Source organism: Dolichospermum circinale AWQC310F (genome assembly GCF_000426925.1).
GTDB classification, from domain to species: Bacteria; Cyanobacteriota; Cyanobacteriia; order Cyanobacteriales; family Nostocaceae; genus Dolichospermum; species Dolichospermum circinale.
On the sequence record NZ_KE384713.1, the window covers coordinates 18,429 to 45,414 of the forward strand.

23 protein-coding genes are annotated in these 26,986 nt (G+C 37.7%); 13 read left to right on the top strand and 10 right to left on the bottom strand.

Annotated features, from left to right (window positions below; all coding sequences use genetic code 11):
• Positions 1-22: 22 nt before the first annotated feature.
• Both aroA and ACIR310F_RS0119020 read left to right on the top strand, forming a co-directional pair.
• Entirely contained in the window at positions 23-1,372 is a 1,350-nt protein-coding gene (gene aroA / locus ACIR310F_RS0119015) for a 3-phosphoshikimate 1-carboxyvinyltransferase (protein WP_028085184.1), read from the top strand.
• A gap of 387 nt (positions 1,373-1,759) precedes the next feature.
• A complete protein-coding gene (locus ACIR310F_RS0119020; protein ID WP_028085185.1) occupies positions 1,760-3,259 on the top strand; it encodes a site-2 protease family protein in 1,500 nt (499 codons plus the stop codon).
• Between the two features lie 130 nt (positions 3,260-3,389).
• Here the strand turns inward: ACIR310F_RS0119020 and ACIR310F_RS0119025 are convergent, their stop codons facing one another.
• Positions 3,390-3,956, bottom strand: coding sequence for a phycobiliprotein lyase (locus ACIR310F_RS0119025; protein ID WP_028085186.1), 567 nt, complete (start codon positions 3,954-3,956; stop codon positions 3,390-3,392).
• Between the two features lie 71 nt (positions 3,957-4,027).
• On the bottom strand, positions 4,028-4,708 hold the full coding sequence (locus tag ACIR310F_RS0119030; protein WP_028085187.1) for a HEAT repeat domain-containing protein: 681 nt from the start codon (positions 4,706-4,708) through the stop codon (positions 4,028-4,030).
• 330 nt (positions 4,709-5,038) lie between these two features.
• On the opposite strand from ACIR310F_RS0119030, the gene ACIR310F_RS0119035 reads away from it, so the two are divergent.
• Positions 5,039-5,590: a YciE/YciF ferroxidase family protein gene (locus tag ACIR310F_RS0119035; RefSeq protein WP_028085188.1), complete on the top strand. Its 552-nt coding sequence runs from the start codon at positions 5,039-5,041 to the stop codon at positions 5,588-5,590.
• Between the two features lie 273 nt (positions 5,591-5,863).
• Here ACIR310F_RS0119035 and ACIR310F_RS0119040 read toward each other — a convergent pair whose 3' ends face one another.
• Positions 5,864-6,598, bottom strand: coding sequence for a fasciclin domain-containing protein (locus tag ACIR310F_RS0119040; RefSeq protein WP_028085189.1), 735 nt, complete (start codon positions 6,596-6,598; stop codon positions 5,864-5,866).
• A gap of 473 nt (positions 6,599-7,071) precedes the next feature.
• On the opposite strand from ACIR310F_RS0119040, the gene ACIR310F_RS0119050 reads away from it, so the two are divergent.
• The 4 genes from ACIR310F_RS0119050 to ACIR310F_RS0119065 all read left to right on the top strand — a co-directional run bounded on the left by ACIR310F_RS0119050 (position 7,072) and on the right by ACIR310F_RS0119065 (position 12,391).
• Positions 7,072-7,866, top strand: a complete 795-nt coding sequence (locus tag ACIR310F_RS0119050) for a glutathione S-transferase family protein (protein ID WP_028085190.1) — start codon at positions 7,072-7,074, stop codon at positions 7,864-7,866.
• Positions 7,867-7,959: 93 nt separating this feature from the next.
• Complete coding sequence (locus tag ACIR310F_RS0119055; protein ID WP_028085191.1) at positions 7,960-9,690, top strand: helicase HerA domain-containing protein; 1,731 nt, start codon at positions 7,960-7,962, stop codon at positions 9,688-9,690.
• A 513-nt stretch (positions 9,691-10,203) separates the two neighbouring features.
• Positions 10,204-11,187, top strand: coding sequence for an RNA polymerase sigma factor, RpoD/SigA family (locus ACIR310F_RS0119060; protein ID WP_028085192.1), 984 nt, complete (start codon positions 10,204-10,206; stop codon positions 11,185-11,187).
• 493 nt (positions 11,188-11,680) lie between these two features.
• Positions 11,681-12,391, top strand: coding sequence for a hypothetical protein (locus ACIR310F_RS0119065; RefSeq protein WP_028085193.1), 711 nt, complete (start codon positions 11,681-11,683; stop codon positions 12,389-12,391).
• A gap of 86 nt (positions 12,392-12,477) precedes the next feature.
• Here the strand turns inward: ACIR310F_RS0119065 and cobO are convergent, their stop codons facing one another.
• The 3 genes from cobO to ACIR310F_RS0119080 form a co-directional block, all read right to left on the bottom strand.
• A complete protein-coding gene (gene cobO / locus ACIR310F_RS0119070) occupies positions 12,478-13,155 on the bottom strand; it encodes a cob(I)yrinic acid a,c-diamide adenosyltransferase (protein WP_028085194.1) in 678 nt (225 codons plus the stop codon).
• A gap of 104 nt (positions 13,156-13,259) precedes the next feature.
• Positions 13,260-13,619, bottom strand: coding sequence for a DUF433 domain-containing protein (locus ACIR310F_RS0119075; RefSeq protein WP_231387610.1), 360 nt, complete (start codon positions 13,617-13,619; stop codon positions 13,260-13,262).
• The gene (locus ACIR310F_RS0119080; RefSeq protein WP_028085196.1) at positions 13,613-13,972 is read right to left on the bottom strand and encodes a DUF433 domain-containing protein; all 360 of its coding nucleotides are present in this window, start codon (positions 13,970-13,972) and stop codon (positions 13,613-13,615) included. The genes ACIR310F_RS0119075 and ACIR310F_RS0119080 overlap by 7 nt, the downstream gene beginning before the upstream one ends.
• A gap of 192 nt (positions 13,973-14,164) precedes the next feature.
• Between ACIR310F_RS0119080 and ACIR310F_RS0119085 the strand changes: the two genes are divergently transcribed.
• The 5 genes from ACIR310F_RS0119085 (at position 14,165) to ACIR310F_RS0119105 (ending at position 21,084) form a co-directional block, all read left to right on the top strand.
• Positions 14,165-15,313, top strand: a complete 1,149-nt coding sequence (locus tag ACIR310F_RS0119085) for a homospermidine biosynthesis protein (protein ID WP_028085197.1) — start codon at positions 14,165-14,167, stop codon at positions 15,311-15,313.
• A gap of 301 nt (positions 15,314-15,614) precedes the next feature.
• On the top strand, positions 15,615-15,794 hold the full coding sequence (gene psb34 / locus ACIR310F_RS0119090; RefSeq protein ID WP_028085198.1) for a photosystem II assembly protein Psb34: 180 nt from the start codon (positions 15,615-15,617) through the stop codon (positions 15,792-15,794).
• 299 nt (positions 15,795-16,093) lie between these two features.
• A complete protein-coding gene (locus ACIR310F_RS0119095; RefSeq protein WP_051289755.1) occupies positions 16,094-18,274 on the top strand; it encodes a tetratricopeptide repeat protein in 2,181 nt (726 codons plus the stop codon).
• Positions 18,275-18,294: 20 nt separating this feature from the next.
• Positions 18,295-20,151 carry an ABC transporter ATP-binding protein gene (locus ACIR310F_RS0119100; protein ID WP_028085200.1) on the top strand — a complete coding sequence of 619 codons (1,857 nt, stop codon included), beginning with the start codon at positions 18,295-18,297 and terminating at the stop codon, positions 20,149-20,151.
• Between the two features lie 345 nt (positions 20,152-20,496).
• The gene (locus ACIR310F_RS0119105) at positions 20,497-21,084 is read left to right on the top strand and encodes a Crp/Fnr family transcriptional regulator (protein ID WP_028085201.1); all 588 of its coding nucleotides are present in this window, start codon (positions 20,497-20,499) and stop codon (positions 21,082-21,084) included.
• 72 nt (positions 21,085-21,156) lie between these two features.
• Here the strand turns inward: ACIR310F_RS0119105 and ACIR310F_RS27120 are convergent, their stop codons facing one another.
• The 4 genes from ACIR310F_RS27120 to ACIR310F_RS0119125 form a co-directional block, all read right to left on the bottom strand.
• A complete protein-coding gene (locus tag ACIR310F_RS27120; RefSeq protein WP_028085202.1) occupies positions 21,157-22,704 on the bottom strand; it encodes a serine/threonine-protein kinase in 1,548 nt (515 codons plus the stop codon).
• Positions 22,705-23,082: 378 nt separating this feature from the next.
• Positions 23,083-23,829, bottom strand: coding sequence for a creatininase family protein (locus ACIR310F_RS0119115; RefSeq protein ID WP_028085203.1), 747 nt, complete (start codon positions 23,827-23,829; stop codon positions 23,083-23,085).
• A gap of 160 nt (positions 23,830-23,989) precedes the next feature.
• The gene (locus ACIR310F_RS0119120) at positions 23,990-24,208 is read right to left on the bottom strand and encodes a DUF2839 domain-containing protein (RefSeq protein ID WP_028085204.1); all 219 of its coding nucleotides are present in this window, start codon (positions 24,206-24,208) and stop codon (positions 23,990-23,992) included.
• An 81-nt stretch (positions 24,209-24,289) separates the two neighbouring features.
• Positions 24,290-25,849, bottom strand: a complete 1,560-nt coding sequence (locus ACIR310F_RS0119125; RefSeq protein WP_028085205.1) for a helicase C-terminal domain-containing protein — start codon at positions 25,847-25,849, stop codon at positions 24,290-24,292.
• A gap of 133 nt (positions 25,850-25,982) precedes the next feature.
• Between ACIR310F_RS0119125 and ACIR310F_RS0119130 the strand changes: the two genes are divergently transcribed.
• Positions 25,983-26,936, top strand: a complete 954-nt coding sequence (locus ACIR310F_RS0119130) for a M48 family metallopeptidase (protein WP_028085206.1) — start codon at positions 25,983-25,985, stop codon at positions 26,934-26,936.
• Positions 26,937-26,986 lie beyond the last annotated feature (50 nt).

Genomic DNA, 26,986 nt, shown 5'->3' on the forward strand with positions numbered 1-26,986 from the left:
ATTTTAAAGCCATTATATACTGATGTCGGCTGTTGTGATTACTTTAGAAACTCAAGCAAACTCTTCTGATCACTTAATTATTCAGCCACCCTTAGCTGGCCTATCTCTCCAGGGAAGTATCCGTGTTCCCGGAGATAAATCTATTTCCCATCGAGCTTTAATGTTAGGTGCGATCGCTGAGGGTGAAACTCAAATTCAAGGGCTACTTTTAGGGGAAGATCCCCGCAGCACAGCCGCCTGTTTTCGGGCTTTGGGTGCGGAAATTTCGGAATTAAATACAGAATTAGTCACAGTTAAAGGCATCGGTTTGGGCAATTTCCAAGAACCTATAGATGTCTTAGATGCTGGTAACTCTGGAACAACCATGAGGTTGATGTTAGGGTTATTAGCATCCCATCCAGGACGATTTTTTACAGTCACAGGCGACAGTTCTTTGCGATCGCGTCCCATGTCCCGTGTCGTCAAACCGCTACAGCAAATGGGAGCGCAAATCTGGGGACGTAAAGGAAATACTCTAGCACCCCTAGCCATTCAAGGACAAGCCCTAAAACCGATTCATTATCATTCTCCCATTGCTTCGGCTCAAGTGAAATCCTGTATCCTCCTGGCTGGTTTAAATACTGAGGGAAAAACCACTGTCACAGAGCCGGCTTTATCAAGAGATCACAGTGAACGGATGTTAAGAGCTTATGGAGCGGAATTGAGTATAGATACAGACAGCAATAGCGTTACTATCACTGGTGGGGCGAAACTCTACGGACAAACGGTAATTGTACCCGGTGATATAAGTTCAGCGGCTTTTTGGTTAGTTGCTGGTGCGATAGTTCCTGGTTCAAATCTGGTAGTGGAAAATGTGGGTGTGAATCCCACCCGCACTGGTATTTTAGAAGCTTTGGAACTCATGGGAGCAGATATTCAACTAGAAAATCAGCGGGAAGTCGCGGGAGAACCGGTAGCTGATATCCGCGTCCGTTCCAGTGGTTTAAAAAGCTGTACCATCGCTGGTGATATTATTCCCAAATTAATTGATGAAATTCCGATTTTAGCAGTGGCAGCGGTTTTTGCCCAAGGAACAACAATTATTAGAGATGCGGAGGAGTTACGAGTTAAAGAGAGCGATCGCATTACTGTGATGGCACAACAACTCAATAAAATGGGTGCAAAAGTTACTGAGTTACCTGATGGTATGGAAATTACTGGTGGTACTCCCTTAATAGGTGCTGAATTAGATAGCCATACAGATCATCGTATTGCCATGAGTTTGAGTATAGCTGCTCTCAATGCTACTGGTACAACTACTATTCACCGTGCTGAAGCAGCGGCTATATCTTATCCCAACTTTACCAACACACTTAGGGAAATTTGTCAATAACTTTTTAGAGACAGGGTAAAGGGAAAAGGATGTTGACAAAGCAAAATATTCAATGTTTCGTGAAAATTATGATTAATGTATAATTTCTTTCAGTTTTGGTTGAAACTAATTAGGTGGGAGTTTAGCAAATAAATGCTCTCCAAAAAATAATCCAGAAAATAATCCAAAAGATCAAATACTGTCAAATTTACGATAGTATCAAATAAGAAGACGCTGGAGAATAGTCTAGTGTTTAAATTATTTGTGTTGTGACATTGAGAGTGAATTTATCAGTAAGATTGGTGACGGTTAAAGGGAATAAATAAGCTTTTTACTGTTCAATTAAGCATCAAAATCTTTAATAGAAATTACAGGTAAGGTATTCTATCTAATTATAGTGTAAATAATATGACATTTTGGTTTTTCGTTGTTCTGGGGTTATTAACTTATTTACTAATGCAGTACAGTGTCGCACGGGCTACAAGAACCCCTGTGTGGTTATTGTGGCTAGTTTTAATGACACCGGCATTTATATCTACTGCTTGGACTCTGATATATGGTGTCAAACAAGTACCCCCCTCAGCACTAATTATTTCGGTTTCAGTGATTTGTTTATTATTGTATTGGGTATTGTTTAATTCTGGCAGACAATTACCTGTAAATCGAGAAAATCAATCTCAAGAAAATCAATCTCAACCAAATAATAATTCTCCTAATAATTCCCGTAATTCTACAGTAGAAACACCACCAGTTCGTCCTATTGACTTAGCAGAAGAAGCACAACTGCGAACTTGTTTTCCCTGGTCTGTATATTTTATCCAAAAAATCGAATATCGTCCCCAAGCGATTATTTGTCGAGGACATTTGCGAACTATGGCTAGTGCAGCTTACGAAGAAATTAAAGCTAATATTGAAAAGGAATTTGGCGATCGCTTTTTAGTTATATTTCAAGAAGGAGTAAATGATAAACCATTTTTTGTTTTAGTTCCTAATTCTCAAGCAGCTAAACAAAATAACCAACAAGATGCAGAAAAAATTACTCAACCGGGGTTAGCATTGGTATTGTTAATAGCAACCTTAGTTAGTACCACCTTTGTCGGGCTGAAAATTGCGGGTTTTCAAGTCGCACAACTAGAATCTGATTTCACATTATTTTTTCAAGGTTTACCTTATGCTTTAGGTTTAATGACTATTTTAGCTACTCATGAATTAGGACATTATTTAACAGCGAGATTCTATAAAATTCGCGCTACATTACCTTATTTTATTCCTGTACCTTTTTTCTTGGGAACATTCGGCGCTTTTATCACAATGCGAAGTCCCATACCTCACCGTAAGGCTTTATTTGATGTGAGTATTGCTGGACCTTTGGCAGGATTTATTGTAACTATACCTTTATTAATCTGGGGTTTAGCTAATTCAGAAATAGTAGCTTTACCGGAAAAAACCGGAATGTTAAACCCCAATGCACTTGATCCTAAATATTCGATTTTATTAGCTTTACTCTCTAAATTAGCTTTAGGAAGTGAATTAACTGTAAAATCAGCTATTGATTTACATCCAGTTGCAGTAGCAGGTTTTTTAGGATTAATTGTCACGGCTTTAAATTTAATGCCGGTCGGACAATTAGATGGGGGTCACATTGTTCATGCTATGTTTGGACAACGTACTGCTGTTATTATTGGTCAAGTTGCCAGATTATCATTACTAATACTTTCGCTGCTTAGAGAGGAATTTTTATTGTGGGCTATTATTTTAATATTCATTCCTTTAAGTGATGAACCTGCGTTAAATGATGTTACTGAATTAGATAATAAACGGGATTTTATGGGATTAATGTCAATGGTTTTATTGTTGTTGATTGTGTTACCATTACCCCAATTTCTCGCTAATTTATTGCAGATTTAACAAAAATCAAACTTAAAGTATCAAAAGGCAAAAAGCAAAAGGCAAAAGGCAATTACCAATTACCAATTACCCATTACCCATTACCCATTACCCATTACCAATTACCCGCCTCAATCCTCAATATTGTATTTTAGGATTTTGGCGAATTAGCGGCTTCTGTAGCCTTTTTAGAAGCATCCGTACTACCCATACGGATTTCAGATGTAAAGGAAGCCATACTAAAACCACCAAACCGCTTTAATACACTTACTCGCATCCGCAAATTAGGACTAGCAAACCATAGTCTCTCTTCAGACCACATAGTTTCATACTCAGTAATCAGTGTCAAAGCACCATCATCACCGATTTTATAGCTACCAGCAACGGGGGCTTTTTCCGCATAACCCATTTCTCGCAGTAATTTACCTTCATTTGGGTTATCTGCATTGGGAACTGTAGCTAAAACCGTCGAACCCTCATGTTTTTCCTCGTCCCATTCCATTGTCCCATTCCAGGTGACACGGGCCCCACAAGTGGCTGTATGCGGCTCAATTTCATACTGTTGACAGAGTTTAATCACTTCAGGATGATCAGGGGCTAACATCTCAATCACGATGTCTGATTTACCATCTTCTGACTGCTTAAACGCTAAATGGTGACTGGTGCGGTGAGAAAACCATTTTCCAGCACTTAATTCAAAAAATTCTTCAACCTTCATAAATAAAACTACCCTGCATCATAATTTTAACAATCTCTTTTATTATTAAAAACTAGGAAGAGACTTTAATTTCAACTCAGGTTGTTGGTTTTCTCAAGTTGTTGCAGAGAAATTCTGGCCGCTTGAGCAACGTTGTGATGACTATCTTTTGCTAGATATTTTAAAGCAGAGACACTTTGGGGTGTGGGTAAATTACCTAAAGCTTCAGCGAGACGTTGACGCACTAACCAATCTTCTGATTGAGCAAAACGGAGAATATGTGTTACCGAATCTATATCCCGGATTTCTCCCAAAGCAGAAATAGCAGCTTGTTGAATTACTATTTCTTGACTGTTTAAGGCTTGAATGAGAATATCATGGGCGCGGGGGTCTTTAATATTACCTAAAGCTACAGCCGCACTAAACCTCACCAACCAATCTGTATCTTCATAAAATGCCCGTGATAAGGCTTCTACTGCTCTATTATCTTCAAGATATCCTAAAGCTCCAGCCGCATCAGCACGGATACCATAATCGGGATCTGTTTCTAGAATTTTTACTAGGATAGAATAACACTCTGGTGTTTTTTTGATACCTAGAGCAAAAATGGCCATGGAACGCATTTGCAAGGAATCATCATCTAAAACCTTTTTAATTAAAGGTACAGCATCATCAGCGGATACATGACGTAAACTAGCAAGAGCTATCATGCGATCGCGCAAATTGGGACTTTCTAACTGAGTCGAAATTAATTCTAAACTGAGAGCAGCCATTTTTTTGACAGCATTTTCTTAATTTATCTTTACTTTAACGCAATTGGGGAAGTCTAAACCGTGATTTTCGTGATTTTTGTGATTACACTGAGTTTTGGCACTCTATTTCGTATTTTATAATACGGTAATATGGGCAAAACTTGATTAATAATAGTGAAATTAATCACAGAAATTATAGTCCTATTCCCCAAGTCTGATCTGATCATTTAAATAACAAATGATATTTCAGACCTAATACTGTGTCTTTAGTCAGAAGAGAATAAATGAAAGTAGAAGTAAAGTTAATCAAACGGCTACTAAATGCAGTTTCATCTCATTAGGAGAATAATCATGGTTCAACTTAGCGAGCGTCCAATTACAAATAAAATTACCAATTTGCAACAGAAGTTTATCTATGAGATAAACACCATGTTTGATGCAGAAAATCGCTTTTTAGAAGCCCAGCAAATGATGTGGCAATGTTGTCAAAATAATAAGTTGAAAACGGTAATTGAGCCACATATTCAAGAAACTGAACAGCACATTAAAAACTTAGAACAGGTGTTAAATATTTTAGGAGAAAAACCACAACGAATTACCTGTGATGTTGCGTCTGGTTTAATTAGTGAATGTCAGAAATTTACACTTTTATCAGCTGATAATCCCAAAATTGTAGACTTAGGACTGGCAGAATGGCATAGTAAGATCGAACAAATGGAAATGTCTTGTTATCGTTGTTTGATTAAAGTGGCAGAACAAATGGGACAAAACCAAGTTGTTGAATTGTTAGAGCAAAACCTACACCAAGAGGAACAGGTAGCGCAAAAGCTTGATCAATTGATCATGCAGTTACTTCAAGAAGTAAAAACACCGGAAGTCAAGTCTACCGCTAAAGCTCGTTAGTCTGATCACTAGGTTTTAAAAAACTCAGTTTAAATATTAAATCTTTATATATTTAAACTGGGTTTTGCTGTTAAGTAACATCTTCTTTTTTGAAAATCAATGGGCAATTTTAACCTTGATATTTTCACAAATTAAATACTAAAAATCTGGCGTTGCTAAAACCAAGTATGAATTTAAGTGTAGAGATGTTCCAGGGAACGTCTCTGTAATGGTTTAGATGTGATCAGAAATTATTTTCATACACCAAATCAGCAACGCCAAAAATCCAAAAATCTAGATACTGGGAGGGAGAATCAAATTATCAATTTGATGAATAACGCCGTTGCTACCTTGAATATCTGCTTTAGTTATCTTTGCGTCATTTACTTCTACTCCATTACTATTAACTTTAATAGAAATAGGATCTCCTTGTAAGCTCTTCAATTCTCCAGATTTCAAATCACTGGAGAGTACCTTACCGGATACTACGTGATAGGTTAAAACCTGTCGCAATATTTGTTTATTTTCTGGCTTTAACAAATCTCGTACTGCATCTTGTGGTAGTTTCGCAAATGCTGCATCTGTAGGAGCAAAAATAGTAAAAGGACCATCTCCTTGTAAAGTGTCAATGAGTCCCGCTGCTGTTAAGGCTTTAATAAGGGTTTTAAATGAGCCATTGGCGTTCGCTAATACTATTAAGTTCCTGGTTTCTTTGATTTCTGTTATGGGTGTTGTTGGGGTGGGTTTAACAGGGGGAATTTCCGTTGCTGGCTGGGTGGGTTTAACAGGGGGAATTTCCGTTGCTGGCTGGGTGGGTTTTGTGATAGGTGTGGTAACATTTGGTTTTTTACCACGATTATAAAGCGGTTCGTTGAAAATACTTGGTTTGGTATTACGCACTTCTTTTGCTTGAGATTCTATAGTCATCAAAAGACTAGCGCCAGTTAATCCCATGATACCGATGATTTTCGCTAATGCTAATAATTTGAATTTACCGGATTTACCGAATTTGCCGTAATTACTCTTCATAAATTTTTTTTGTCTTGACTGCTTACAAGTTATATCAAGACTTATAATATTTTGCCAACTAGAAAATATAAAATCATATTGTTTAGGACTTACGCAGGTGTCACAAAAAATTATAATATTTTGTTTGTAGTCAGGGCTTTAGCCCTGGTCTATATTCCCCATAGCATGAGAAAGAGAGGACTAAAGTTCTCACTAATATCTGATGTATTATGCCAGTTGCGTAATTCCTGTATTTGTAATTGAAGGATTTGCAATTGCAGGGTATTTTCCAGAAAAGTATCTCATTAATCAAGAAGATATGCTATAATCAGCAGTAGTTATTAACAGAAGAATATGATCACAGAAAAATATGAATATTTTTCAACTTTAGTGACAGCAGATTAAGCAAAAAAAGATTAATTAATAGGAAAAATTCTCAAAACTCCAGATATAATTATCAAGTTGATAACCAAACGAGTTGGAAAATATACGCTATGCTAGAACTATATCAGTGGGAACTATCTCAATTTTCCGAAAAAGTCCGTCTCATCCTTGATTATAAGGGCTTAGAGTACCGCAAAATCGAAGTTGCACCGGGAATTGGACAACTGGAATTATTTAGACTGACTGGACAAAAACAAGTACCAGTGTTAAAAGATGGCAATAGATATATTTTCGATTCTACGGAAATCGCTAAGTATTTAGACTCAACATACCCAGATAGTCCGCTCATACCAACAGAACCCAAAAAACGGGCTTTGACTTTATTATTGGAGGATTGGGCAGATGAGTCAATGGGTGTGAAGGGCAGAAAGGCACTTTTTGCAGCTATTAGTCAAGACCAAAATTTCCGTAAGGCCTTGTTACCAGTTTCAACCCCAGATATTCTCAGAAATTTTGTGGAAGGTGTTCCTGGAGATTTTCTGTCTGTACTAGGTTTTGGGGTGGGTTTGACAACGGATGCGGTAAATGCGGCTATTATTAGCTTAAAACAAGATTTGGAAATTATTACCCAATTATTGGCAGATAGTCCCTATTTAACAGGTGATGAGCCAACTTTAGCAGATTTAGCAGTAGCTAGTTTGTCAATGCTTTTAAAGTTTCCTGAAGGTGCTTACTTAGATCTACCAGTCTCTCTCAGGGGGAAAGGATTGTCTAGTATAGCTGATAATCCCGATTATGAAGCATTTTTCGCCTGGCGCGATCGCATTTACTCACAATTTAGAAAACCATTACCAGGAATTACACCACCGGTGGGAAATGCACCTACAAACATTAACATTGATTAAGGAATTGGTAATTGGTAATCATCTTTTCCCCTATTCCCTGTTCCCTGACAACAAACAAGTCACAACTAACAACGGATAAGTAATAAAATTAACATGAATTGGGGACAGCCATTAGGTTCAGTTATTCAAGGTTCTCTGACCGGAGGGTTAGAAGTCAGATTACACCCAGATATCTCCGTAGAAGATATGCGGGTAGGTAAATTTCTCGTGGTAGAAGGGGTACGCTCTCGTTTTTTCTGTCTGCTCACAGATGTATCTTTAGGAACTGCAAATGACCGCATTGTTGCTAGTCCTCCCAATTGGGAAGATAGTTTTTTGCGCGAGGTATTAGCCGGTAGTGGTACTTATGGAATGATTAACCTCGCGCCAATGTTGATGTTTACCCCGGAATCTCAAGAACCTTTTTTTTCCACCAATGGTAAATCCCCTAATTCTTTTATACCATCTTCTACGAGTTTAGCATCCTTTCAACCTCAAACCAGTACGACGATGGAATTATTACCTGTTAAAACTATTCCTAGTCACTTTAGCCAAGTTTACGAAGCAACCGAAGACGACTTTCGTAAGGTGTTTGGTTGGGAAGATGATCCTCAACGTAAAAACTTTTCTATCGGTAAACCATTAGATATGGATGTGCCGATTTGTATTGATTTGAATCGCTTTGTGGAACGGAGTAATGGTATTTTTGGTAAATCTGGTACTGGTAAATCTTTTCTCACCCGTTTAATTTTAGCTGGAGTGATTCGGAAAAATGCGGCTGTTAATTTGATTTTTGATATGCACTCGGAATATGGTTGGGAAGCAGTCGCAGAAGGGAAAACCGTTAACACTGTGAAGGGTTTAAAACAGCTATTTCCTGGAAAAGTGGAAGTTTACACCCTTGATCCAGACTCGACTAAACGCCGAGGTGTTAGGGACGCTCAGGAACTCTACCTTAGTTATGAACAGGTAGAAGTTGAAGACATTAAATTATGTAATCGTGAGTTAGGACTTTCAGAAGCGGCATTGGATAATGCTAATATTCTATTTAGCGAGTTGGGTAAATCTTGGATTATTCAATTGCTGAATATGAGTAATGAAGATATTGAGATGTTTTGTGCAGAAAAAAGAGGACACAAAGGCTCAATTATGGCATTACAGCGTAAACTATTACGTTTAGATAGCTTAAAGTATATGCGTAGTGCTTGTCCACAAAATTATGTTAAAAATATAGTTCAATCTTTAGAAGCGGGAAAAAACGTAGTTATTGAATTTGGTTCCCAGTCAAATATGCTTTCATATATGTTAGTGACAAATATGATCACTAGACGGATACATGAGCATTATGTCAGAAAAGCTGATAAATTTCTCCAAAGTAAAAATCCTTTAGATCGGCCGACACCATTAATGATTACAATAGAGGAAGCACACCGCTTTCTTGACCCAGGAGTTGTCCAAAGCACGATTTTTGGAACTATTGCTAGAGAACTGCGGAAGTATTTTGTCACACTTTTGGTAGTTGATCAACGTCCATCAGGGATAGATAATGAAGTTATGTCCCAGATAGGTACTCGCATTACGGCTTTGCTCAATGATGAGAAAGATATTGATGCTATTTTTACGGGTGTATCCGGTGGGGGGGGTTTACGTTCAGTCTTAGCTAAGTTAGACTCTAAACAACAGGCTTTGATTTTAGGTCACGCTGTTCCTATGCCAGTGGTTGTGCGTACCCGTCCTTATGATACCACATTTTACGCTGAAATTGGGGATGTGGCTTGGGAAGAAAAGTCAGATGAAGAAGTATTCACCGCTGCTGAATTAGCTAAAGCGGACTTAGGCTTTTAGTTTTAAATTAACAACAGACCACGGACAACGCATAATTTCATAAAATTCCTCCATAATCTAAATAAATCAAGTTCGGTTATCCGGCCACTTGAAAGCAACTTGAGGGGAAGTTTTTGCGTCACCATGGATAGACCACACAATTTTGGAAAGTTAAGGTAAAGTTATCATCAACATTTTGACTGAAAATAAGTGCAAAATTGACTATTTGGGAACTTTATCATTGACGCTCTTGGTAGAAATATGATACAAAAGTAGACACATACTGATTCTGTTTTTTCAGACAAATACTAGATAAAAAAAGAAGAATTTTTGAAACCGGTCAAATGTGTTGTTAAGAGTCCAAAATTCAAGGGAGGTGGGTTAATCAACAGTAAACTAAAAGCTAAAAATTATTAACGATTACTCAGATTGTAGTGAATAATGGTAACTTGCCATAAGCAGTCACATATATTGTCAAATTGTCTGCTTAGAAATTAATTGATTATGTTTAAAAAGTAGAGGATAAAAGCAACAATGTCCACCGTTAAAAATAGTACAGAAAATATCAATGCTAAATTTACGGCTGATATGGTGCGGACCTATCTGCGGGAAATTGGCCGTGTACCTTTGTTAAGTCGTGAACAGGAAATTGTTTATGGTAAGCAAGTACAGCAAATGATGGTAATACTAGAGGCTAAGGAAGCTTTACGCAAAGAAATTGATCATGAACCCAGTTTAGCAGAATGGGCTGCCCATGTTAACCATTCAGAAACAGAATTAAATCATCTCATGGTACAAGGTAGACGAGCCAAGCAAAAAATGATTGAAGCCAATTTGCGCTTGGTTGTAGCTATTGCGAAAAAATATCAAAAGCGAAATATGGAATTTCTGGATTTAATTCAGGAAGGAACTTTGGGGTTAGAAAGAGGTGTAGAAAAATTTGATCCTACCCGAGGTTATAAGTTCTCAACCTATGCTTATTGGTGGATTCGTCAAGCAATTACCAGGGCGATCGCCCAACAAGGTCGGACTATCCGCTTACCAATCCATATTACTGAGAAATTGAACAAAATTAAAAAAGTTCAGCGGGAATTGGCGCAAAAGCTAGGAAGGTCGCCCACACCAGTCGAAATTGCTCAAGAATTGGAGTTAGAACCTGCTCAAATTCGTGAATATCTGAACATGGCGCGTCAACCAGTCTCTTTAGACGTGCGTGTTGGTGATAACCAAGATACTGAGTTACAAGAAATGTTAGAAGATGATAGTCCTTCCCCTGAGCATTATACCACCCAGGAATTTCTCCGTCAGGACTTGAATAACCTGCTGGCTGAACTCACACCCCAACAGCGTCAAGTTGTAGCCTTACGCTTTGGTTTAGAAGACGGAAATGAAATGTCCTTAGCGAAAGTTGGAGAACGATTAAACCTGAGTCGGGAACGAGTGCGTCAATTGGAGCATCAAGCCCTCGCACATTTACGTCGTCGCCGCGCTAATGTTAAAGAGTACGTTGCTAGTTAGAAATATAAACGCGCACGAGGGTGTTTTAAATGATCTCAAGTGGATATACGCCTCCTGAACCCAGGGGGTAATTTTTTTGTATTGAGTTTTTATTGTGGGAAATTTGGGAATTAGTCCTTGTCTGTATCGAGAAGTTCAGGAATGAAGAAGGTTTGATAACAAGATGTTTGGATAATTTGTTCTCAAATGCTCATAAAAAAATAAAGTGTATTATTGATCACTGAAAAACAAACAATAACAATGACAAAGTAAAAAAGTCTCAAATCTCAATTTTACATCCCCCCAGTGGATGAATTAATGAAGATAAGCGTAAATTCATTAAATAATGATTATCTTTTGATTATTCCCGAAAATTCTATAAATAGGGATTTTTTGATGATTTAAAGTCAAAATATATAGATGAAACTTTCGAGGGAATCTTTAATCATTAGTATTTAGTTATTATTTCAAGAAGCGAAAAAACAACGGTTAAGTTTGTTACAGGAGAAATTGTATGCTTAATTATATTTCCAAACTCATTACTTCCAGCCAATTAAAATTTCCCCTGACTGGCTTGATCATTTCCGTTGGTGTTTTAGGTATTGTTTATTCTAGTCAACAACATCAAAAACTACTATCACCAGCAACTTTGTCTAGCAATAATTATATATCACATAATCATAAAAATGAAAGTAATTCTGGATATTCGGTTAGATCACAACTTGGAGAAATAAAACGGGAGAAAGTCGAACAACCTCAAATTTCTAATTCTGCTAATTCCTATCAACTATCTCCTGATAAACTGACGAAAAATACGACAAAATCATCCACAAATACAATAAAATCAGGAACAAAACAAAAACTCCAATTTCCAGAACAAGATGGTATTTATCTGTATGGAAAATCAGAAGAGGGTTACATTGTTTTTCAAAAACGCCAAAATCAAATCATTGGTGCTTTGTATTTTCCCCAATCTGAATTTACTTGTTTTCAGGGTAGTTTGGCTAAGTCAGGAAAATTAGCTATGATGGTAAGAACTTTACCTGGGGAAGTCGGGACAATAGAGGTAGCGACAACAAGTACAATCCCTAAAATTAATGAAAATGAGTTCACAACTTATCCTTATTCAGTAAATTTAGAAGACTATCATCGCTTGAGTTCTGTAAGTTCTAATGATAGAAAAATTTTACAGATATGTCAACAAGGAAGCGATGGTTTTAGGTAATTAATAACTTGGTAATATAGATAGGTGATAGATAGGATTTATCGTCATCAAATATCTATCACCAATACAAATTACCGTATTAATTCTTAATACTCAATTCCTGCTTGCGCCTTCACACCTTGATCACGGAAAGGATGTTTAATTAAGGTCATTTCAGTGACTAAATCAGCCTTTTCAATTAATGCTGGTGGTGCGCCTCTTCCGGTGAGAATTACGTGCTTTTCTGGTGGTTTTTCAGCTAAACCTGCTAATACTTGTTCAACTTGTAAATAACCCATTTTCAAAGCAATATTAATTTCATCTAAAAGCACTAATTTAAAATCGGGATTTTTGATAAATTCTAGGGATTTTTCCCAAGCAGCAGCGGCTTTATCCAAATCTCGATCACGATCTTGAGTTTCCCATGTAAAGCCTTCTCCCATAGCATGAAATTCCAATTGGTTTTCCCAATGACTAAAAGCGCGTTTTTCTGCTGGTTCCCACGAGCCTTTAATGAATTGAACTATGGCTACTTTATGTCCATGACCAAGGGATCTTAAAACCATTCCCAAAGCCGCAGTAGTTTTACCTTTTCCATGACCAGTATTGACGATAATTAAGCCTTTTTCGGGTATGGCTTTAGCTATTCTTTGGTCTTGAATTTCTTTCCGTCGCTGCATTTTTTGACGGTATTTTTCATCAGTTTGCGATGATGATATTACCTCATCAATTAAACGGGAAATTTCTTGATCTGGATTTAATTCTTCTGGTGTGTCGCTTTTCATAAACCCTGTTGATAAATAACTGTTAAGACTAAGAGCATGAAGTATAATTTTCGTGTTTTGACAAATTCATTAGTTATGATAGACCAGAAATTACATAAATTCTGTTACCTGCGATCTGAATAATTTGTTTTATATTCTGCTTCGAGTCGTTGACATTCTTCTTGATATCGAGCAAATTCAATATCTAGTGATTTCTTATTAGCATAATAATAAGCCAACGCAGTGTAAATACCTGCAATTGTCAAATAAGGCTTATCTTCAATAATTTCTTCTGGGGTCATACCAGATTTAATTTCATTGACAATATACTGAACAGTAATACGAGTATCAGCAATTCGCGGACGACCACCACAAGTATCTGGTGTGCTAACAATTAAAGTAGAAATATCAATATTTGGGTTACGTCGCAACAATCCCCTGACAATAGTATTATCAAAATTCTCATCAGCCAGCAGTTTCAACATACTTCCCGTTCTGCTTTCCGCGCCAGCAGTCTATCACGCAACCCTTGGGGGTCAAATCTGGCCTCATTTATTTTACGAATTTCCTGTGCTTGTTGCTGTCTTTGCTGTAAATACACTTCCACTTCTTGTTGATGATTGAGATAGAAGGCAATGGTAGCATAAATATCAGCAAGTTTAAGGGATGGATAACGATAAGCAATTTCTTCTGCTGTTGTTCCTTGTTTAAAAACAGCAATTACCGTATCGAGTGTTACACGAGTTTTACCTATCCTAATGACACCATCAGTGGTAAATTCCAATGGCGCTGGTTCAGATACAATTCCTTCAGAGAGACTCACTAAAGCTTGTGCCATAATTAATAACAAGTTAGTTGTCTTTAATCATAGCAAATAATAGAAATAAAACTCAATACAAAACTGCATTAATCCTTCAGTATACCATTAAGGATTGTCCCTAACTCATATCGCTAAATAACATTTTAGGAACTTCCGTACAAATACGATAACATTATATTCGGCATATTTAGTATTCAGGATTCCCCAAAAATGTCACAAAAACAAGGTAAGAAAATTGCACCTACTCCCATATCTAACAATGTTAGCGTGGTTGATTTGATTGATACCTATTTTACCGCCTACAACTCAGCCCGGTTGCGGGAAGCCTGTCAACTGCTGACTAAGGAAGTGTTTCAAGAGGGTGTCACCGTAGGCGTTAGCCTGTCTGGGGCTATGACACCCGCAGGTTTTGGGGTTTCCGCCCTTGCGCCCCTAATTCGCAATGGTTTTATTGACTGGATGATTTGCACAGGTGCGAATCTTTACCATGATATGCATTATGGTTTGGGCTTTGAACTATTTGCTGGTAGTCCGTTTTTAGATGATGTCAAATTGCGGGAAGAAGGAACAATCAGAATTTATGACATTATTTTCGGTTACGATGTACTGCTAGAAACCGACGCTTTTATCCGTAAAGTTCTTCAAGCTGAACCTTTTCAAAAGCGTATGGGAACGGCGGAATTTCATTATTTACTCGGTAAGTGTGTGTGGGAAATAGAACAGCAATTGGGGGTGAAAAATTCCTGTTTGTTGGCGACGGCTTATGAATATGGCATACCTATTTATACTTCTTCTCCCGGTGATAGTTCTATCGGTATGAATGTCGCCGCTTTGGCTTTAGAAGGTTCAAAATTGGTATTAGATCCGGCTATTGATGTCAATGAAACCGCAGCAATTGTTTATGGGGCGCGAGAAAATGAAGGCACAAGTGCGGCGGTAATTATTGGTGGTGGTAGTCCTAAAAACTTTTTACTACAAACACAACCGCAAATACACGAGGTTTTAGGATTGGAAGAACGGGGACATGATTTCTTTGTTCAGTTTACTGATGCACGTCCTGATACTGGTGGTTTATCTGGGGCGACTCCCGCTGAAGCTGTGAGTTGGGGTAAAATTGATCCCGATGAATTACCTAGTGCTATTGTTTGTTATACTGATAGTACAATTGCTTTACCTTTAGTGACGGCTTATGTACTGAATCAATGTCCACCTCGTTCCCTGAAGCGGTTGTATGATCAACGTCTAACTTTATTAGATACATTGCAAAAAGATTATTTAGCGGCTAAGGATCAGCCTGTGAGTGAGATTAGTCAGGAAAAAACGGCTACTTATCCCTGCGGTAAACTAATTAAAGGTTAAAGTGGCATTGCTGATTTTTGGGATCAAAAACAATTTCGCATATATTTAAAACCCTTGTAGAGACGTTCCATGGAACGTCTCTACACCCAAAAAACATCCCGCATTTATGCAGCGCCGTTCAAGTATATTAGACATCTGGTGAAAATTAAATGTCCAAAACATCAAAATCTGTCCGAGGAAATATTCCCAGATGTCTATGTGGTGGGTTCAATATGCTGATTTTAATTATTTAACTACTTTTATGAGAGTAATGTCAAATTTGTGTAACATTAATTAAAAGATGATAACAAGGAATAACTTTATGCCCTATACAACGGAAGAAGGCGGCCGTCTGAATAACTTCCCCAAAGAACCCAAGGTTTATCAAGCCGAACCGCCAACAAACGCTCAAAAGCGTAATTATATTATTTTAGGGATTGCAGCGGCGCTTTTGGTTGGGGGAGTAATCTTTGTGGCCTTCACTGTTTCTAATGTCGGTTGATTGTAGAATTTTATAAAATTTAACTTTTCCTGATCTCAGGTTCTTGCTTTCACAAAGAGCCTGATTTTTTGTTAGCATGGGGCAAAGCATAGTAACTATAATGATTATATTTTTTTAACTTCGATCTAGCCGGAAAACCTTAATTAATCCTGAAAGAGAAAACATCTCAGTTATGAACTCTAGACCTGAAGATGGATTCATATTACCCGTATCTGATTAGTTGACTACATTTAAGACGAGAGTTAAAGACTGAGATCGTTATATGTGACATCAATATTAAATAAATTTATTCAGTCGGAATGTATACAGAAAACAGGGCTAAAAGCCAAATACATAGAAGTGTGAATGAAACTCTACACACAAAAAACGTTAAGAATCAGCAAGTCTATCAACGCTTAAAACTGTCCCTGAGTTTGGGTTTGCGTAGACAAATTCTATTTGCTATATGTGACGATTTAAAGTTAAGAAATCGCATAGCAGCGCGTTTACATTCACTCCTAGCTTATCCAGTGGGAAATATCCTCTATCAGCAAGAGAATAGAGAAGAGTTGAGCACTCAAGCTTATCCAAGATTAGTCACTTGGCGATTAAATGTCAGTGATCCCAATCCCATAGCCCAAATCAATCAATGGTTAGTTAATTATCCACCCCCCATTGTCGGAGGTTCAAAAAATAATCCTGGCCGTCCCTTACCAATCCCAGGATTTCAGATTGTGGGGGTAGAAATGCTGACTAAAGAACCAGTAGCAGTACAACGGTTATTCTTGAATTATCTCAAACTCAGTGAAGCATATCTATCGGGTGAGGAATCGAGTAGTTTTTTAGAATCCAGTTTATTATTTTGGGTTTCTCGTCCTTGGTTATTAGCAATTCAGCAATCAGCACCCAAATTTTGGCATTGTCGAACTGGTGTATTTGTATTTGCAGGAGAACCGACACCAACTGTAGATAATAGAGTTTATGCAGAGGATTTTGCAGATTCTTTACCTTTAGATCAGGAAAATTCGCAGGATTTATTTGTGGATGAAGAGGAAATTTCTAGAGATATCAGACAAACAAATCAACTAGATTTATCTGGAAATAAAAACGACGATTTACTAATACAAATACCTGAAAAATATCCTGTTCAAGCTTCTGAAATAACCATTGCTCAAAGTTTCCCTTCTTTATCTGATATTAACCAGGAATTACATGAATTAATTAAAGGCACACTAAATACTGATGATAGCGGACAAACACAAGAAATATTATGGCAAATTGAGCAGTTACATATTGAAAACGCCAAGGGAAATGAGTTAGCAATTCCTAGGGAGCGCTTTGCTATCGCTTATCAAAATCTGGGTAATTTATATCGCTTGCGTATTGAACAAGGACAAGCAACTCTCCAAAACTTAATGATAGCAATTCTCGCTTATCAGGAAGCGGTTACCTATGATGAAAGTTCTCCACAAATTCTAGATATTTTGAATGATTTGGGGACACTTTATTGGATGTTACACCGCATCCGTGATAATTCAGAAGAAGCGAAAATTTATATTCAGCAAGGTATAGATTTTTATAAATTAGCACTCAGGCTAATTACGAGTGATACTCAACCAGAAACTTATGCTCGTATCCAAAATAACTTGGGAGCGGCTTATGGTGATTTAGCCAGGTTTTCTGAACCGCTGGAAAACTGGAATTTGGCAGTTATGGCTTATCATGAAGCACTTCGTTACCCAGGTTGGGAAATAGAACCTTTAAGATATGCTGCTTGTCAGAATAACTTAGGTACAGCCTACTGGCATTTAGGGCAGTATAATCGACCTGTAGAACATATCAAAAAAGCGATCGCTGCTTATAAGTTAGCACTTGTTCACTATCAACCGACAGATGAACCCCTAAAATATGGGATGATTCAAAATAACATTGGTACGGCTTATTGGAATCTTTCTCAATATGAACAACCCACGGAAAATCTTCAATTAGCAATTCAGATCTACACTGAAGTGCTAAAATATCGAACATTAACCAATTCACCCCAGGGCTATGCTGCTACTCAAAATAATCTCGGTATCGCTTACTGGCATCTAGCAAATCAGCAGACAACAACAAAGGAAGATCAACAAAAATTTATTAAGTTATGTATTAATTCTTATCAAGAAGCTGTGAATACTGCTCACTCATTAACTAATATAAACTTAAGTTTTGATTTGTGGTTGACACATAATACTTTGGGAATAGCTAATTATTATTTAGTTACCAATGTGGGTTTTAATGGAGATAAAAAAATGCTTTCTCGACATTTAGAAGCTGCTTTAGAAAATCATTTACAAGCCCTAAATGGATTTAGTAAACAAACAGAAAACTATCAAATAACCATCAACCACATTATTAAAATAATTCGCACTTTCCATAATGAGTTAGGCATTCAAGGACAAAATTTAGCTTTGTCTAAACTTCCGGGATATTTATTATCCGATATTTTAACGAAATTGTAAATTGTTTGGTAATTGATAATATGAAAGAAATAGTGCTAGAGGTTCGTAATCTACAAGTTGAATTTATTAGTGATAGCAGGAAAGTGAAAGCCGTAGATGGTATTAGCTTTCAATTACATCAGGGTGAGACTCTAGGTATAGTGGGAGAGTCGGGAAGTGGAAAGTCAGTGACAGCTTTAGCAATTATGGGTTTATTGTCACATCCTGGTAAAGTCAGTGGGGGGGAAATTTGGTTTTGTCCCACCCATGGCCAACCGCTGGATTTATTAGCTTTACCACCTCAAGAAATGCAGCTTTATCGAGGTGGTGATATTGCTATGATTTTTCAAGAACCAATGAGTTCTTTAAATCCAGTTTATACGATTGGGTTTCAATTGCAAGAAGCAATTAGGCGTCATCAAAATGTGAATGCAGTTCAAGCCAAAGCAATTGCGATCGCTGGTTTACAAGAGGTTAAACTCTTACCTAGTGATGAACAAATTCAACAACAGTATCTTAATTATGATTTATCAGCACTGGACAGTTTTAAATTAGCACAATTAATAAAGAGAGATAAAGAAGCGATGCTAGATCGCTACCCTCATCAATTATCAGGGGGTCAGCTACAACGGGTTATGATTGCTATGGCAATTTCTTGTAACCCTTCTGTGTTAGTTGCGGATGAACCAACTACAGCTTTAGATGTGACTGTACAAGCAACAATTTTAGAATTGTTGTCTGAATTACAAAAAAGTCGCAATATGGCTATGATTTTTATTAGTCATGACTTGGGATTAATTTCGGAAATTACTGACCAAGTAGCGGTAATGTATCAAGGTAAAATAGTCGAATATGAACCTGCTGCACAAATTTTTAATCACCCCCAACATCCTTATACTAAAGGACTTGTAGCCTGTCGTCCCACCCTTAACCATCGTCCCCGCAAACTCTTAACTGTTTCTGACTACATGAGTGTAGTCAAAAATGAATTAGGAGATATTGTAATTAAGGCTGAAGAACCAGTTAAACCAGCGGAAATTACTGAGAAAGAATTTCAAGAAAGACTGGCAACTATTAGTGCCAAACAACCGCTATTAACAGTGCGAAACTTAGAGGTAGGTTTCCCTGTGCGGGGAGTATTTGGAGAAACAAAACGCTACCATAAGGCTGTAAATGGGGTTTCCTTTGATGTTTTTCCTGGAGAAACCTTGGGATTGGTGGGAGAATCGGGTTGTGGTAAAACTACCTTGGGTAGAACCTTGCTGCGACTAATCGAACCCATGAGTGGTAAAATATTCTTTAATGGACAAGATATTACCCAGTCAACGGGGAAAACTTTGCAGCACTTACGACGGGAAATGCAAATTATTTTCCAAAATCCCTTTAGTTCCCTCAACCCCCGGATCAAAATTGGGGAAACGATTATAGAACCCCTGTTAATTCATGGTGTGGGTAAGTCAAAACGACAGCAACAAGCTAGGGTAGTGGAACTATTAGAAAGGGTGGGTTTAAGTGCGGATGATATGAAAAAATATCCTCATCAATTTTCCGGTGGTCAACGTCAACGGGTTTGTATTGCCCGCGCTTTAGCTTTGAATCCTAAGTTTATTATTTGTGATGAGTCAGTTTCAGCTTTAGACGTTTCTGTACAAGCGCAGGTTTTAAACTTATTGAAAGAATTGCAAGCAGATTTTCAACTCACTTATATCTTTATTTCCCATGATTTAAGTGTAGTGAAATTTTTGAGCGATCGCATTTTAGTCATGAATCAAGGGAAAATTGTAGAATCAGGTACATCTGAAAGTATTTATCTTGAACCAAAAGAAGAATACACGCAAAAATTAATTGCTGCAATTCCTACAGGTAGTCCCGCACGGGTAAGAAATCGGCATAATTAAATAGGCCTTGCTGAAAAAGTTGTCTGTGAGGGGAGGGAACTCTTAACTGGGAACAGGGAATAGTTTTAACTGTCTGGATATCCTCAATTTTCCAAATCCAACAAAGAAAAATGCACTTATTTTGAGACACCATTAGCCAAAACCTTGCACTTTTTTGTGGTAAAAATCCACGAAACCCTTTGTTAATAAATGGTTTTAGGTTTATATGGCTAAGGCCACGCTACGCTATCAGCAAGCCCTAAATAGAAATTATAAAAATAATATAAATTTCTAGAAAATAGCTTTTTATTACCAGATCTATCTATAATACGGTTACTGTATCGGAGAAAAGTAATATAGATACTGATGTCATTATACACAAATATAGCGCAAACATCTACTCACAATACCCAACAACATTTTACCAGGCGATCTTTATTGCCAAGTAAAAAGAATACTTTATGGCAAATAGAAGCAGGATTTGTCATGACTTCTACTTATTTAGAAGATGGAACGACAGTAGCTTTAGGATTATGGGGTCCGGGGGATCTAGTTGGGGAACTGCTATCAACAATGAAACCTTATCAGATAGAGTGTTTAAGCAAAGTAGAAGCGAAAATTGTACCTGTAGATGATTGGAATCAACTGACAAATACTTTGCTTGATCACATTCAAAAAGCGGAAGAATTAATGGTAATTCGCAGTCACAAAAAAGTAGAAACCATGTTGATACGATTATTAGCATGGTTATCAAAAAAATTTGGTTCAGAAGTACAAACAGGAAGATTAATTGATATGCGTTTAACTCATGAAGACTTAGCAATACTGATCAATTCTACTCGTGTAACCATCACTCGTATATTGGGACAGTTAGAACAGGAAGGACTAATTAATAGACTTTCTCAGCACCGGATTATCTTAAAACAAGAAGATATTTGGTATTATGAAATATAAAATGATCAATCTACCCAAATCCTAAAGATTATAATTTAATTTTATGCTAAAATGGCACAATTATAGGTCCTGTTACAACTTACAAGTCTCAACGCGAGAGAAGATCAACATATATACCAATATATACATATACTTTTTATTATACATACGAGGAAAGTTTCCGAACTGCACCTTTTGTGTCTTGTTATCAAAAGTAATATCTTGGTAGTAGAACCATTGTCCTCCCCTTCTCCAACCTACCTTGTCCCCAAAAGCTTCCCAAATTTTCTTGTCGTAGTTTCTCGTTCCACCCAAACCTTGATAAATCTTTCTTTGAACAGAAAACCCAAATTTACCATTACTGTATTTTACCCATAACTGGTCAATAATGCGAAGGTCTTCACAGGAAAAATTATCAATACTACTAGTGTTCAGCCAACCTTGCTGTTCCCGCTGCGCAACTGCTAATATTACTCGTAAAGTTTCCTTGTCTGCTTCCTTCCACTTCCTGGCCGCGAGTAAGTCACGCAGTTTTCTGTAGTCCATTCCAGAGGATGATTTTAATTTTAGCTCTTTATTTACAGATTGAGGAGTAGAATTTTGACGAGTGAAAATTTGTCTCACCTTAGATAGGAAAGAAGAATAACTTTTCCCTTTAGGTCTGGAGATACTTTGCTGCTGTCTTTGCTGTACCGGAACGGGAGGATAATAAACCGGTGGTGGTGTGGGAATATCCGCAACAGGTTCAACCCAACGTGGTGTGGGAATATCCGCAACAGGTTCAACCAAAACTGGTGTGGGAATATTCGCAACAGGTTCAACCGACAAACCTAACAACTCCCGAAACTCCCGCACAGTTTGAGGACGGTTTATGGATTCTAACTCCATTCCCTTAATAATAGCAGCATTTACCCGATCGCTAATCTGTTGATTATATTTTTTCGGCGGTGGTAAAAGTACATCATATTCAGCGCGATAATTAGAAGGAATAGGAACTCTGGTAGTTAGCAAGGTATACAAAGTTGCAGCTAGAGCATAAACATCTGTATAATAACCAAAATGTCCGTGACGTTGATATTGTTCTATAGGTGCATAACCTTCCGTTTTCACCTCTGTCATGCTTCTGATCTTACCAGGTTTAAATTCCCGCGCTAACCCAAAATCAATTAAAACTGCTTCATTGCTTTTGGGTCGCAACAAAATATTACTCGGTTTAATATCCCTGTGTAAAAGTCCCCGTTCATGAATACATTCTAAAGCTTGTCCAATTTGGTCAATATAGCGCAAAGCTTCCGTTTCTGACAACCACCCATTTTCACTGAGATAAGCTCGTAAATTGTACCCATTAATATGTTCCATGACAATAGCCCAAAGTCCATCTTCGACAAAATTGTCGTAAACTCTGACAACATGGGGATGATAGCATTTTGATAGGTCTAATGCTTCCTTGCGGAACTTCTTTTGTCTTTTTGCAAAATCTGGTTTTTCCTGTTGTTGACGGTTGAGAGTTTTAATTACAACCAACCTGTTTTCCTCCGTGTCTAGTGCTAAATAGGTTTCACCAAAGCCACCAGCGCCGATGACCTTTTTAATGATATACTGTCCATTCTGTAGTGGTGTGTTAGGTATCCAAGCTTGCATAATATCAGAATCAGGATGTCTAGGACTAAAGTATCTGTAAGATTTAAGAGAGTGTTTGCAAAGTCTAAATTTATACTTTTAAAGCAGATAAGAAAGATGCTTTCAATAGGCTAGGTTATGCAAAGGAATACACAGACTCAACTTATCTATTTAGATTAGAAAGCCTTGATTTTACCTTATCCCACGTAGGTAGATGGAGTTAGTTTATACAGTAGCTTTCACCCACGGACATAGACAAGTATGATGATATTCACCAATAGCCTGCATGGCCTAGCCATCAATTTTTAAAACATCCTCATCAGGTGTATATAATGAATTTGTATCATCCTCATCTTAACTTCTCTCTGTGTTCCTTAAACACCCCTGGGTGAGAAAAACCTATTCCTCCTTGAGAAACTCCAAATATCCCTGACTCAGTTCCTCCACAGATAAATCATAAAATAGTTTACCATGTTCAGTCGTTGCTAAATCTGGATTTGAACCCATACGACCATCTGAATAACGAGAACGAAAATCAATAGCACCATAAATGTTATGTCCACCAGCAACTTCTGGAGAAAGAAATGCTTTTTTAATTACTTCTGGATAAACATATTTAGTAACAGCTACTTCACTAGGAGTAGCATGAGAACCTTCTTGATCACCATACAATTCTTTGGCGAGTTTGTAAACCGAACCAGCCATAAACCAATTAGCAATTTGACATTTAACTTTGGCAAAATTGGGAATTTGTAGGTCTTCTAAATGAGCATAAGTTTCAGAAAAAGCAGCTTTGAGAGTCGCAATATTTCCCCCATGTCCATTAATAAAATAAAACTTGGTAAAACCAGCTTTGACTAAACAGGTTAAATAATCTTTAACTACTAAGATTAAAGTGCTGGAACGTAAACTAATTGTTCCCGGAAAAGCTGTATGATGTAAAGCCATTCCCACATTAATTGTCGGCCCAACCATTGCTTGAGTTGCTTCCCCTACACCCTTTGATATAGATTCTGCACAAATTGCGTCTGTACCAATTAGTCCTGTTGGTCCATGTTGTTCTGTTGAACCAATGGGTAAAATAATCCCTGAAGACTTTTGTAAATAAGTTTCAACTTCCGGCCAAGTGCTTAAATGTAAGAGCATTTTTTATTAAAAATTAAGCAGTTTACAACTAAATCATTGAAATCATTATCATTCCCAGAATCCCCACTTCTGAAATATATTCATATTATAATTATCTTTACTAATTAATTATAATATCAAACATAATCTAAAAAAAGAAGTCGGGGATCTCATTTGTAAATTAACCAACAATTTCCCACCAGCCAAAACCAGGTCCAATAAATCTGATTGTGATCCAGACAACAACCATAGTACCAATACCTATCCATGCACCACGAGTAGTGATAGCTACAAATTGTGAAGCTTGAGTTTTAGTAATGGGAACCCAAGGTAATATTCTTGCAGTATTTTGTCCGTATTCTTCCCCTAGTGAATTTTTACGGCGTTTTGCTTCACCCATAATTTTATCCTTGACTTTCTTGACAAGTTCAATTTAGATTTTAATAGAAATCAGTTATTAGTTGATGATTGTCGCCATTAATTAACTAGAATCATCTTCATTATTGGTGGAAAATAAACTAGGATCAAGGTAGTTTAAACGTGCTAGGGGACTCAGAGAAGAGAGAATTTGCGCTCCATAACTGCGGTTAACAACACGAGTATCTAATAAAGCCACAATACCTTGATTTTCGCGTACAGGTGCGATCGCTCTTTGTAATTCATTCATGGCTTTTGGTAACAGATATAAACGAAACCAGTCTTGATGCGATCGCTTGTAATGAGCTACCCTACCGGCTACCAAGGGATTTTCTAAAGATGGTAAGGGTAAAGTGGCAATAATTAATAATCTGGGCGCTGGTAAAACACTTTGATTTTCACGCCAAAATTCCCAACCGCTAATCAAAATCCCATTTTCATCTAAACAAGTCTTTTCCACCAGCACCCGTGAACCAAATTCCGAGGCCAAAATTGCTCCTACCCTAGCCTTTAGTGGCACGTCCCCTATCAATATTACCGTCATTCCTGGCGCTGTGGCACTCAAACATACTAAAGTACGAACTTGATGAATTAAAGCTCCTTGAAATTCTGGTGTATTTGGTAAAGGCAACTTATAAGGAACATAAAGTTGAATTGCTTCTCCTTGACTATCAGCAGCAAACTTTAGACAGGTAACATCTTTTAAACCCAAACGTTGACGAAAAAGAGGTGCTTCCGTTTCTGGTTCTAAAGCACTACCAATTAATACTACAGGTTGACGCTGCCAAATTGGTGCGATGATTTTACTTAATTCTATAGGAGCATAATATAAAGAAAATAACCCTTGACGACGAGCAATAGTCGCCCAGAACAGGGGAAAGTCAGAGGTATAACCGAGGCAAGAACCTTGTAAATTAGGGATTTTTTGCCAAAAATTCCGCCAAGGTTCGGGAAGATGATTTGGCTCTAAAGACAAGTATAAACGTTGTAAAATTTCTATTTCTGACTGAGAAATCAGATAACAGTGATAGGGATTTTCCGGGTGCTGAAATAATTGATGTGTCAGTTGTACCTTAGCTTCCCGAATTAACTCAACTTGATATGGATAAGCAAGCATCAACTGATCCCAATCCTGGGGTTGAATAGCTTCAGTTAACTGAAAACGCACCCAATCTTCTAAATCGTCAACACCATCAATAATTGTGGGAATATGAGCAGGAAAGGGATTGTCATGAGCCAATTGTCCCTTCAACCAAGCAGCGGGGGAAATCAATAGCAAACCCTGAAAATCAGGACTTGGCCAAATATCACCAGTTCTAATGGATTTATTCGCCGGTAGCCACTGCTGGAGTCGAGGAATTTCTACCTTTAACAACCGTTGCTGTACGGTTTCCGAGGTGACAATAATTACAGAACCATGCCACATTAAAGCAGAGGCGATAAAACTGGTGCGATATCGGCCTTGGTGTCCACAACCCGCCCCAACTTGAATTAAAGCGCTGCGTCCCAAACGCAAAGCGCGTGCTACCAACCTAGCCATGGTTAAATGATGAGGCCAAGAAGGGAAACCCGCCTGCGATCGCAGGAAGTTATGTAATGATAAATGAACTTCTGCTTCAATCACGCGCTTTATATTCCATAACAAGTGTTTTTTTGAAACTACCTCATGAACATGATCAAGAGTCAAGAGGGAATAGAAATTCCGAACCACGGACAACGGACAACCGACAACTCACAACCAACTTATTATCTAAATTATGCCAACTTATACGGGAATTTCCAGTGCAGCCTTCAGACATCCATTAGATACCCAAGCAGAACAAGCTTTACGCAGTTTACCGGGCTTTGACTTAATCGCTCGTAAATTTGTAGAATTTGTCTATGAACGCCCTCAACTTGTTTATTTAATGGGTAACTCCATACAAGTCGGACCCCGGCAATATTCTACTATTTACCAAATTTTCCGGGAATGTGTCCGGGATTTGGATATTAGCAGTGAACCGACATTATTTATTGCCCAAGATGCTCAAGTCAATAGTTACGCACTAGGACAAGACAACCCATACATAGTCGTTAACACTGGGTTATTAGAGTTACTCAATGAGTCGGAACTGCGGACGGTGTTGGCTCATGAACTAGGCCATATTAAATGCGGTCATACTATTTTAATCCAAATGGCGATGTGGGCGATGAATGCCGCTTCTGTCCTGGGTGAATTAACCTTGGGTTTAGGTAATTTTGTCAGTCAAGCCTTGATTTATGCTTTTTTTGAGTGGCGACGCAAAGCTGAGTTATCGGCTGATAGAGCGGCTTTATTGGTCATGGATGATTTAAATCCAGTCATGTCATCTATGATGAAACTTTCTGGAGGTAGTAATAAATATGCCCATGAATGTAGTTTACAGGAATTTATTCAGCAGTCAGAAAAATATCAAGCACTAGATGATGACGGGCTGAATCAAGTATATAAGTTTTTAATATACAATGGCGCACAGGGAATGATGTTAAGTCATCCTTTTCCTGTGGAACGGTTGCAGTATTTACGCAGTTGGGCGGTATCAGAAGAATACCAGGAAATCAGAAAAGGTAACTATGAATATTCTGCTGCTGGCTCAGTCAATGTTACACCAAAAACACCTGAGAATGAAGCGGAAAGATTACGCAAGCAAATTGAAGAACTACAACAAGAAATCAACAAAATGAGAAAATAAACCACAAGATCCAAAGTCTCATATCCCGGACTTCTTGAATAAGTCCGGGA

Excerpts from the sequence above, each read along its gene's own strand:
- aroA (WP_028085184.1), top strand. The coding sequence starts at position 23 with ATGTCGGCTGTTGTGATTACTTTAGAAACTCAAGCAAACTCTTCTGAT.
- ACIR310F_RS0119020 (WP_028085185.1), top strand. The coding sequence starts at position 1,760 with ATGACATTTTGGTTTTTCGTTGTTCTGGGGTTATTAACTTATTTACTA.
- ACIR310F_RS0119025 (WP_028085186.1), bottom strand. The coding sequence starts at position 3,956 with ATGAAGGTTGAAGAATTTTTTGAATTAAGTGCTGGAAAATGGTTTTCT.
- ACIR310F_RS0119030 (WP_028085187.1), bottom strand. The coding sequence starts at position 4,708 with ATGGCTGCTCTCAGTTTAGAATTAATTTCGACTCAGTTAGAAAGTCCC.
- ACIR310F_RS0119035 (WP_028085188.1), top strand. The coding sequence starts at position 5,039 with ATGGTTCAACTTAGCGAGCGTCCAATTACAAATAAAATTACCAATTTG.
- ACIR310F_RS0119040 (WP_028085189.1), bottom strand. The coding sequence starts at position 6,598 with ATGAAGAGTAATTACGGCAAATTCGGTAAATCCGGTAAATTCAAATTA.
- ACIR310F_RS0119050 (WP_028085190.1), top strand. The coding sequence starts at position 7,072 with ATGCTAGAACTATATCAGTGGGAACTATCTCAATTTTCCGAAAAAGTC.
- ACIR310F_RS0119055 (WP_028085191.1), top strand. The coding sequence starts at position 7,960 with ATGAATTGGGGACAGCCATTAGGTTCAGTTATTCAAGGTTCTCTGACC.
- ACIR310F_RS0119060 (WP_028085192.1), top strand. The coding sequence starts at position 10,204 with ATGTCCACCGTTAAAAATAGTACAGAAAATATCAATGCTAAATTTACG.
- ACIR310F_RS0119065 (WP_028085193.1), top strand. The coding sequence starts at position 11,681 with ATGCTTAATTATATTTCCAAACTCATTACTTCCAGCCAATTAAAATTT.
- cobO (WP_028085194.1), bottom strand. The coding sequence starts at position 13,155 with ATGAAAAGCGACACACCAGAAGAATTAAATCCAGATCAAGAAATTTCC.
- ACIR310F_RS0119075 (WP_231387610.1), bottom strand. The coding sequence starts at position 13,619 with ATGTTGAAACTGCTGGCTGATGAGAATTTTGATAATACTATTGTCAGG.
- ACIR310F_RS0119080 (WP_028085196.1), bottom strand. The coding sequence starts at position 13,972 with ATGGCACAAGCTTTAGTGAGTCTCTCTGAAGGAATTGTATCTGAACCA.
- ACIR310F_RS0119085 (WP_028085197.1), top strand. The coding sequence starts at position 14,165 with ATGTCACAAAAACAAGGTAAGAAAATTGCACCTACTCCCATATCTAAC.
- psb34 (WP_028085198.1), top strand. The coding sequence starts at position 15,615 with ATGCCCTATACAACGGAAGAAGGCGGCCGTCTGAATAACTTCCCCAAA.
- ACIR310F_RS0119095 (WP_051289755.1), top strand. The coding sequence starts at position 16,094 with ATGTATACAGAAAACAGGGCTAAAAGCCAAATACATAGAAGTGTGAAT.
- ACIR310F_RS0119100 (WP_028085200.1), top strand. The coding sequence starts at position 18,295 with ATGAAAGAAATAGTGCTAGAGGTTCGTAATCTACAAGTTGAATTTATT.
- ACIR310F_RS0119105 (WP_028085201.1), top strand. The coding sequence starts at position 20,497 with ATGTCATTATACACAAATATAGCGCAAACATCTACTCACAATACCCAA.
- ACIR310F_RS27120 (WP_028085202.1), bottom strand. The coding sequence starts at position 22,704 with ATGCAAGCTTGGATACCTAACACACCACTACAGAATGGACAGTATATC.
- ACIR310F_RS0119115 (WP_028085203.1), bottom strand. The coding sequence starts at position 23,829 with ATGCTCTTACATTTAAGCACTTGGCCGGAAGTTGAAACTTATTTACAA.
- ACIR310F_RS0119120 (WP_028085204.1), bottom strand. The coding sequence starts at position 24,208 with ATGGGTGAAGCAAAACGCCGTAAAAATTCACTAGGGGAAGAATACGGA.
- ACIR310F_RS0119130 (WP_028085206.1), top strand. The coding sequence starts at position 25,983 with ATGCCAACTTATACGGGAATTTCCAGTGCAGCCTTCAGACATCCATTA.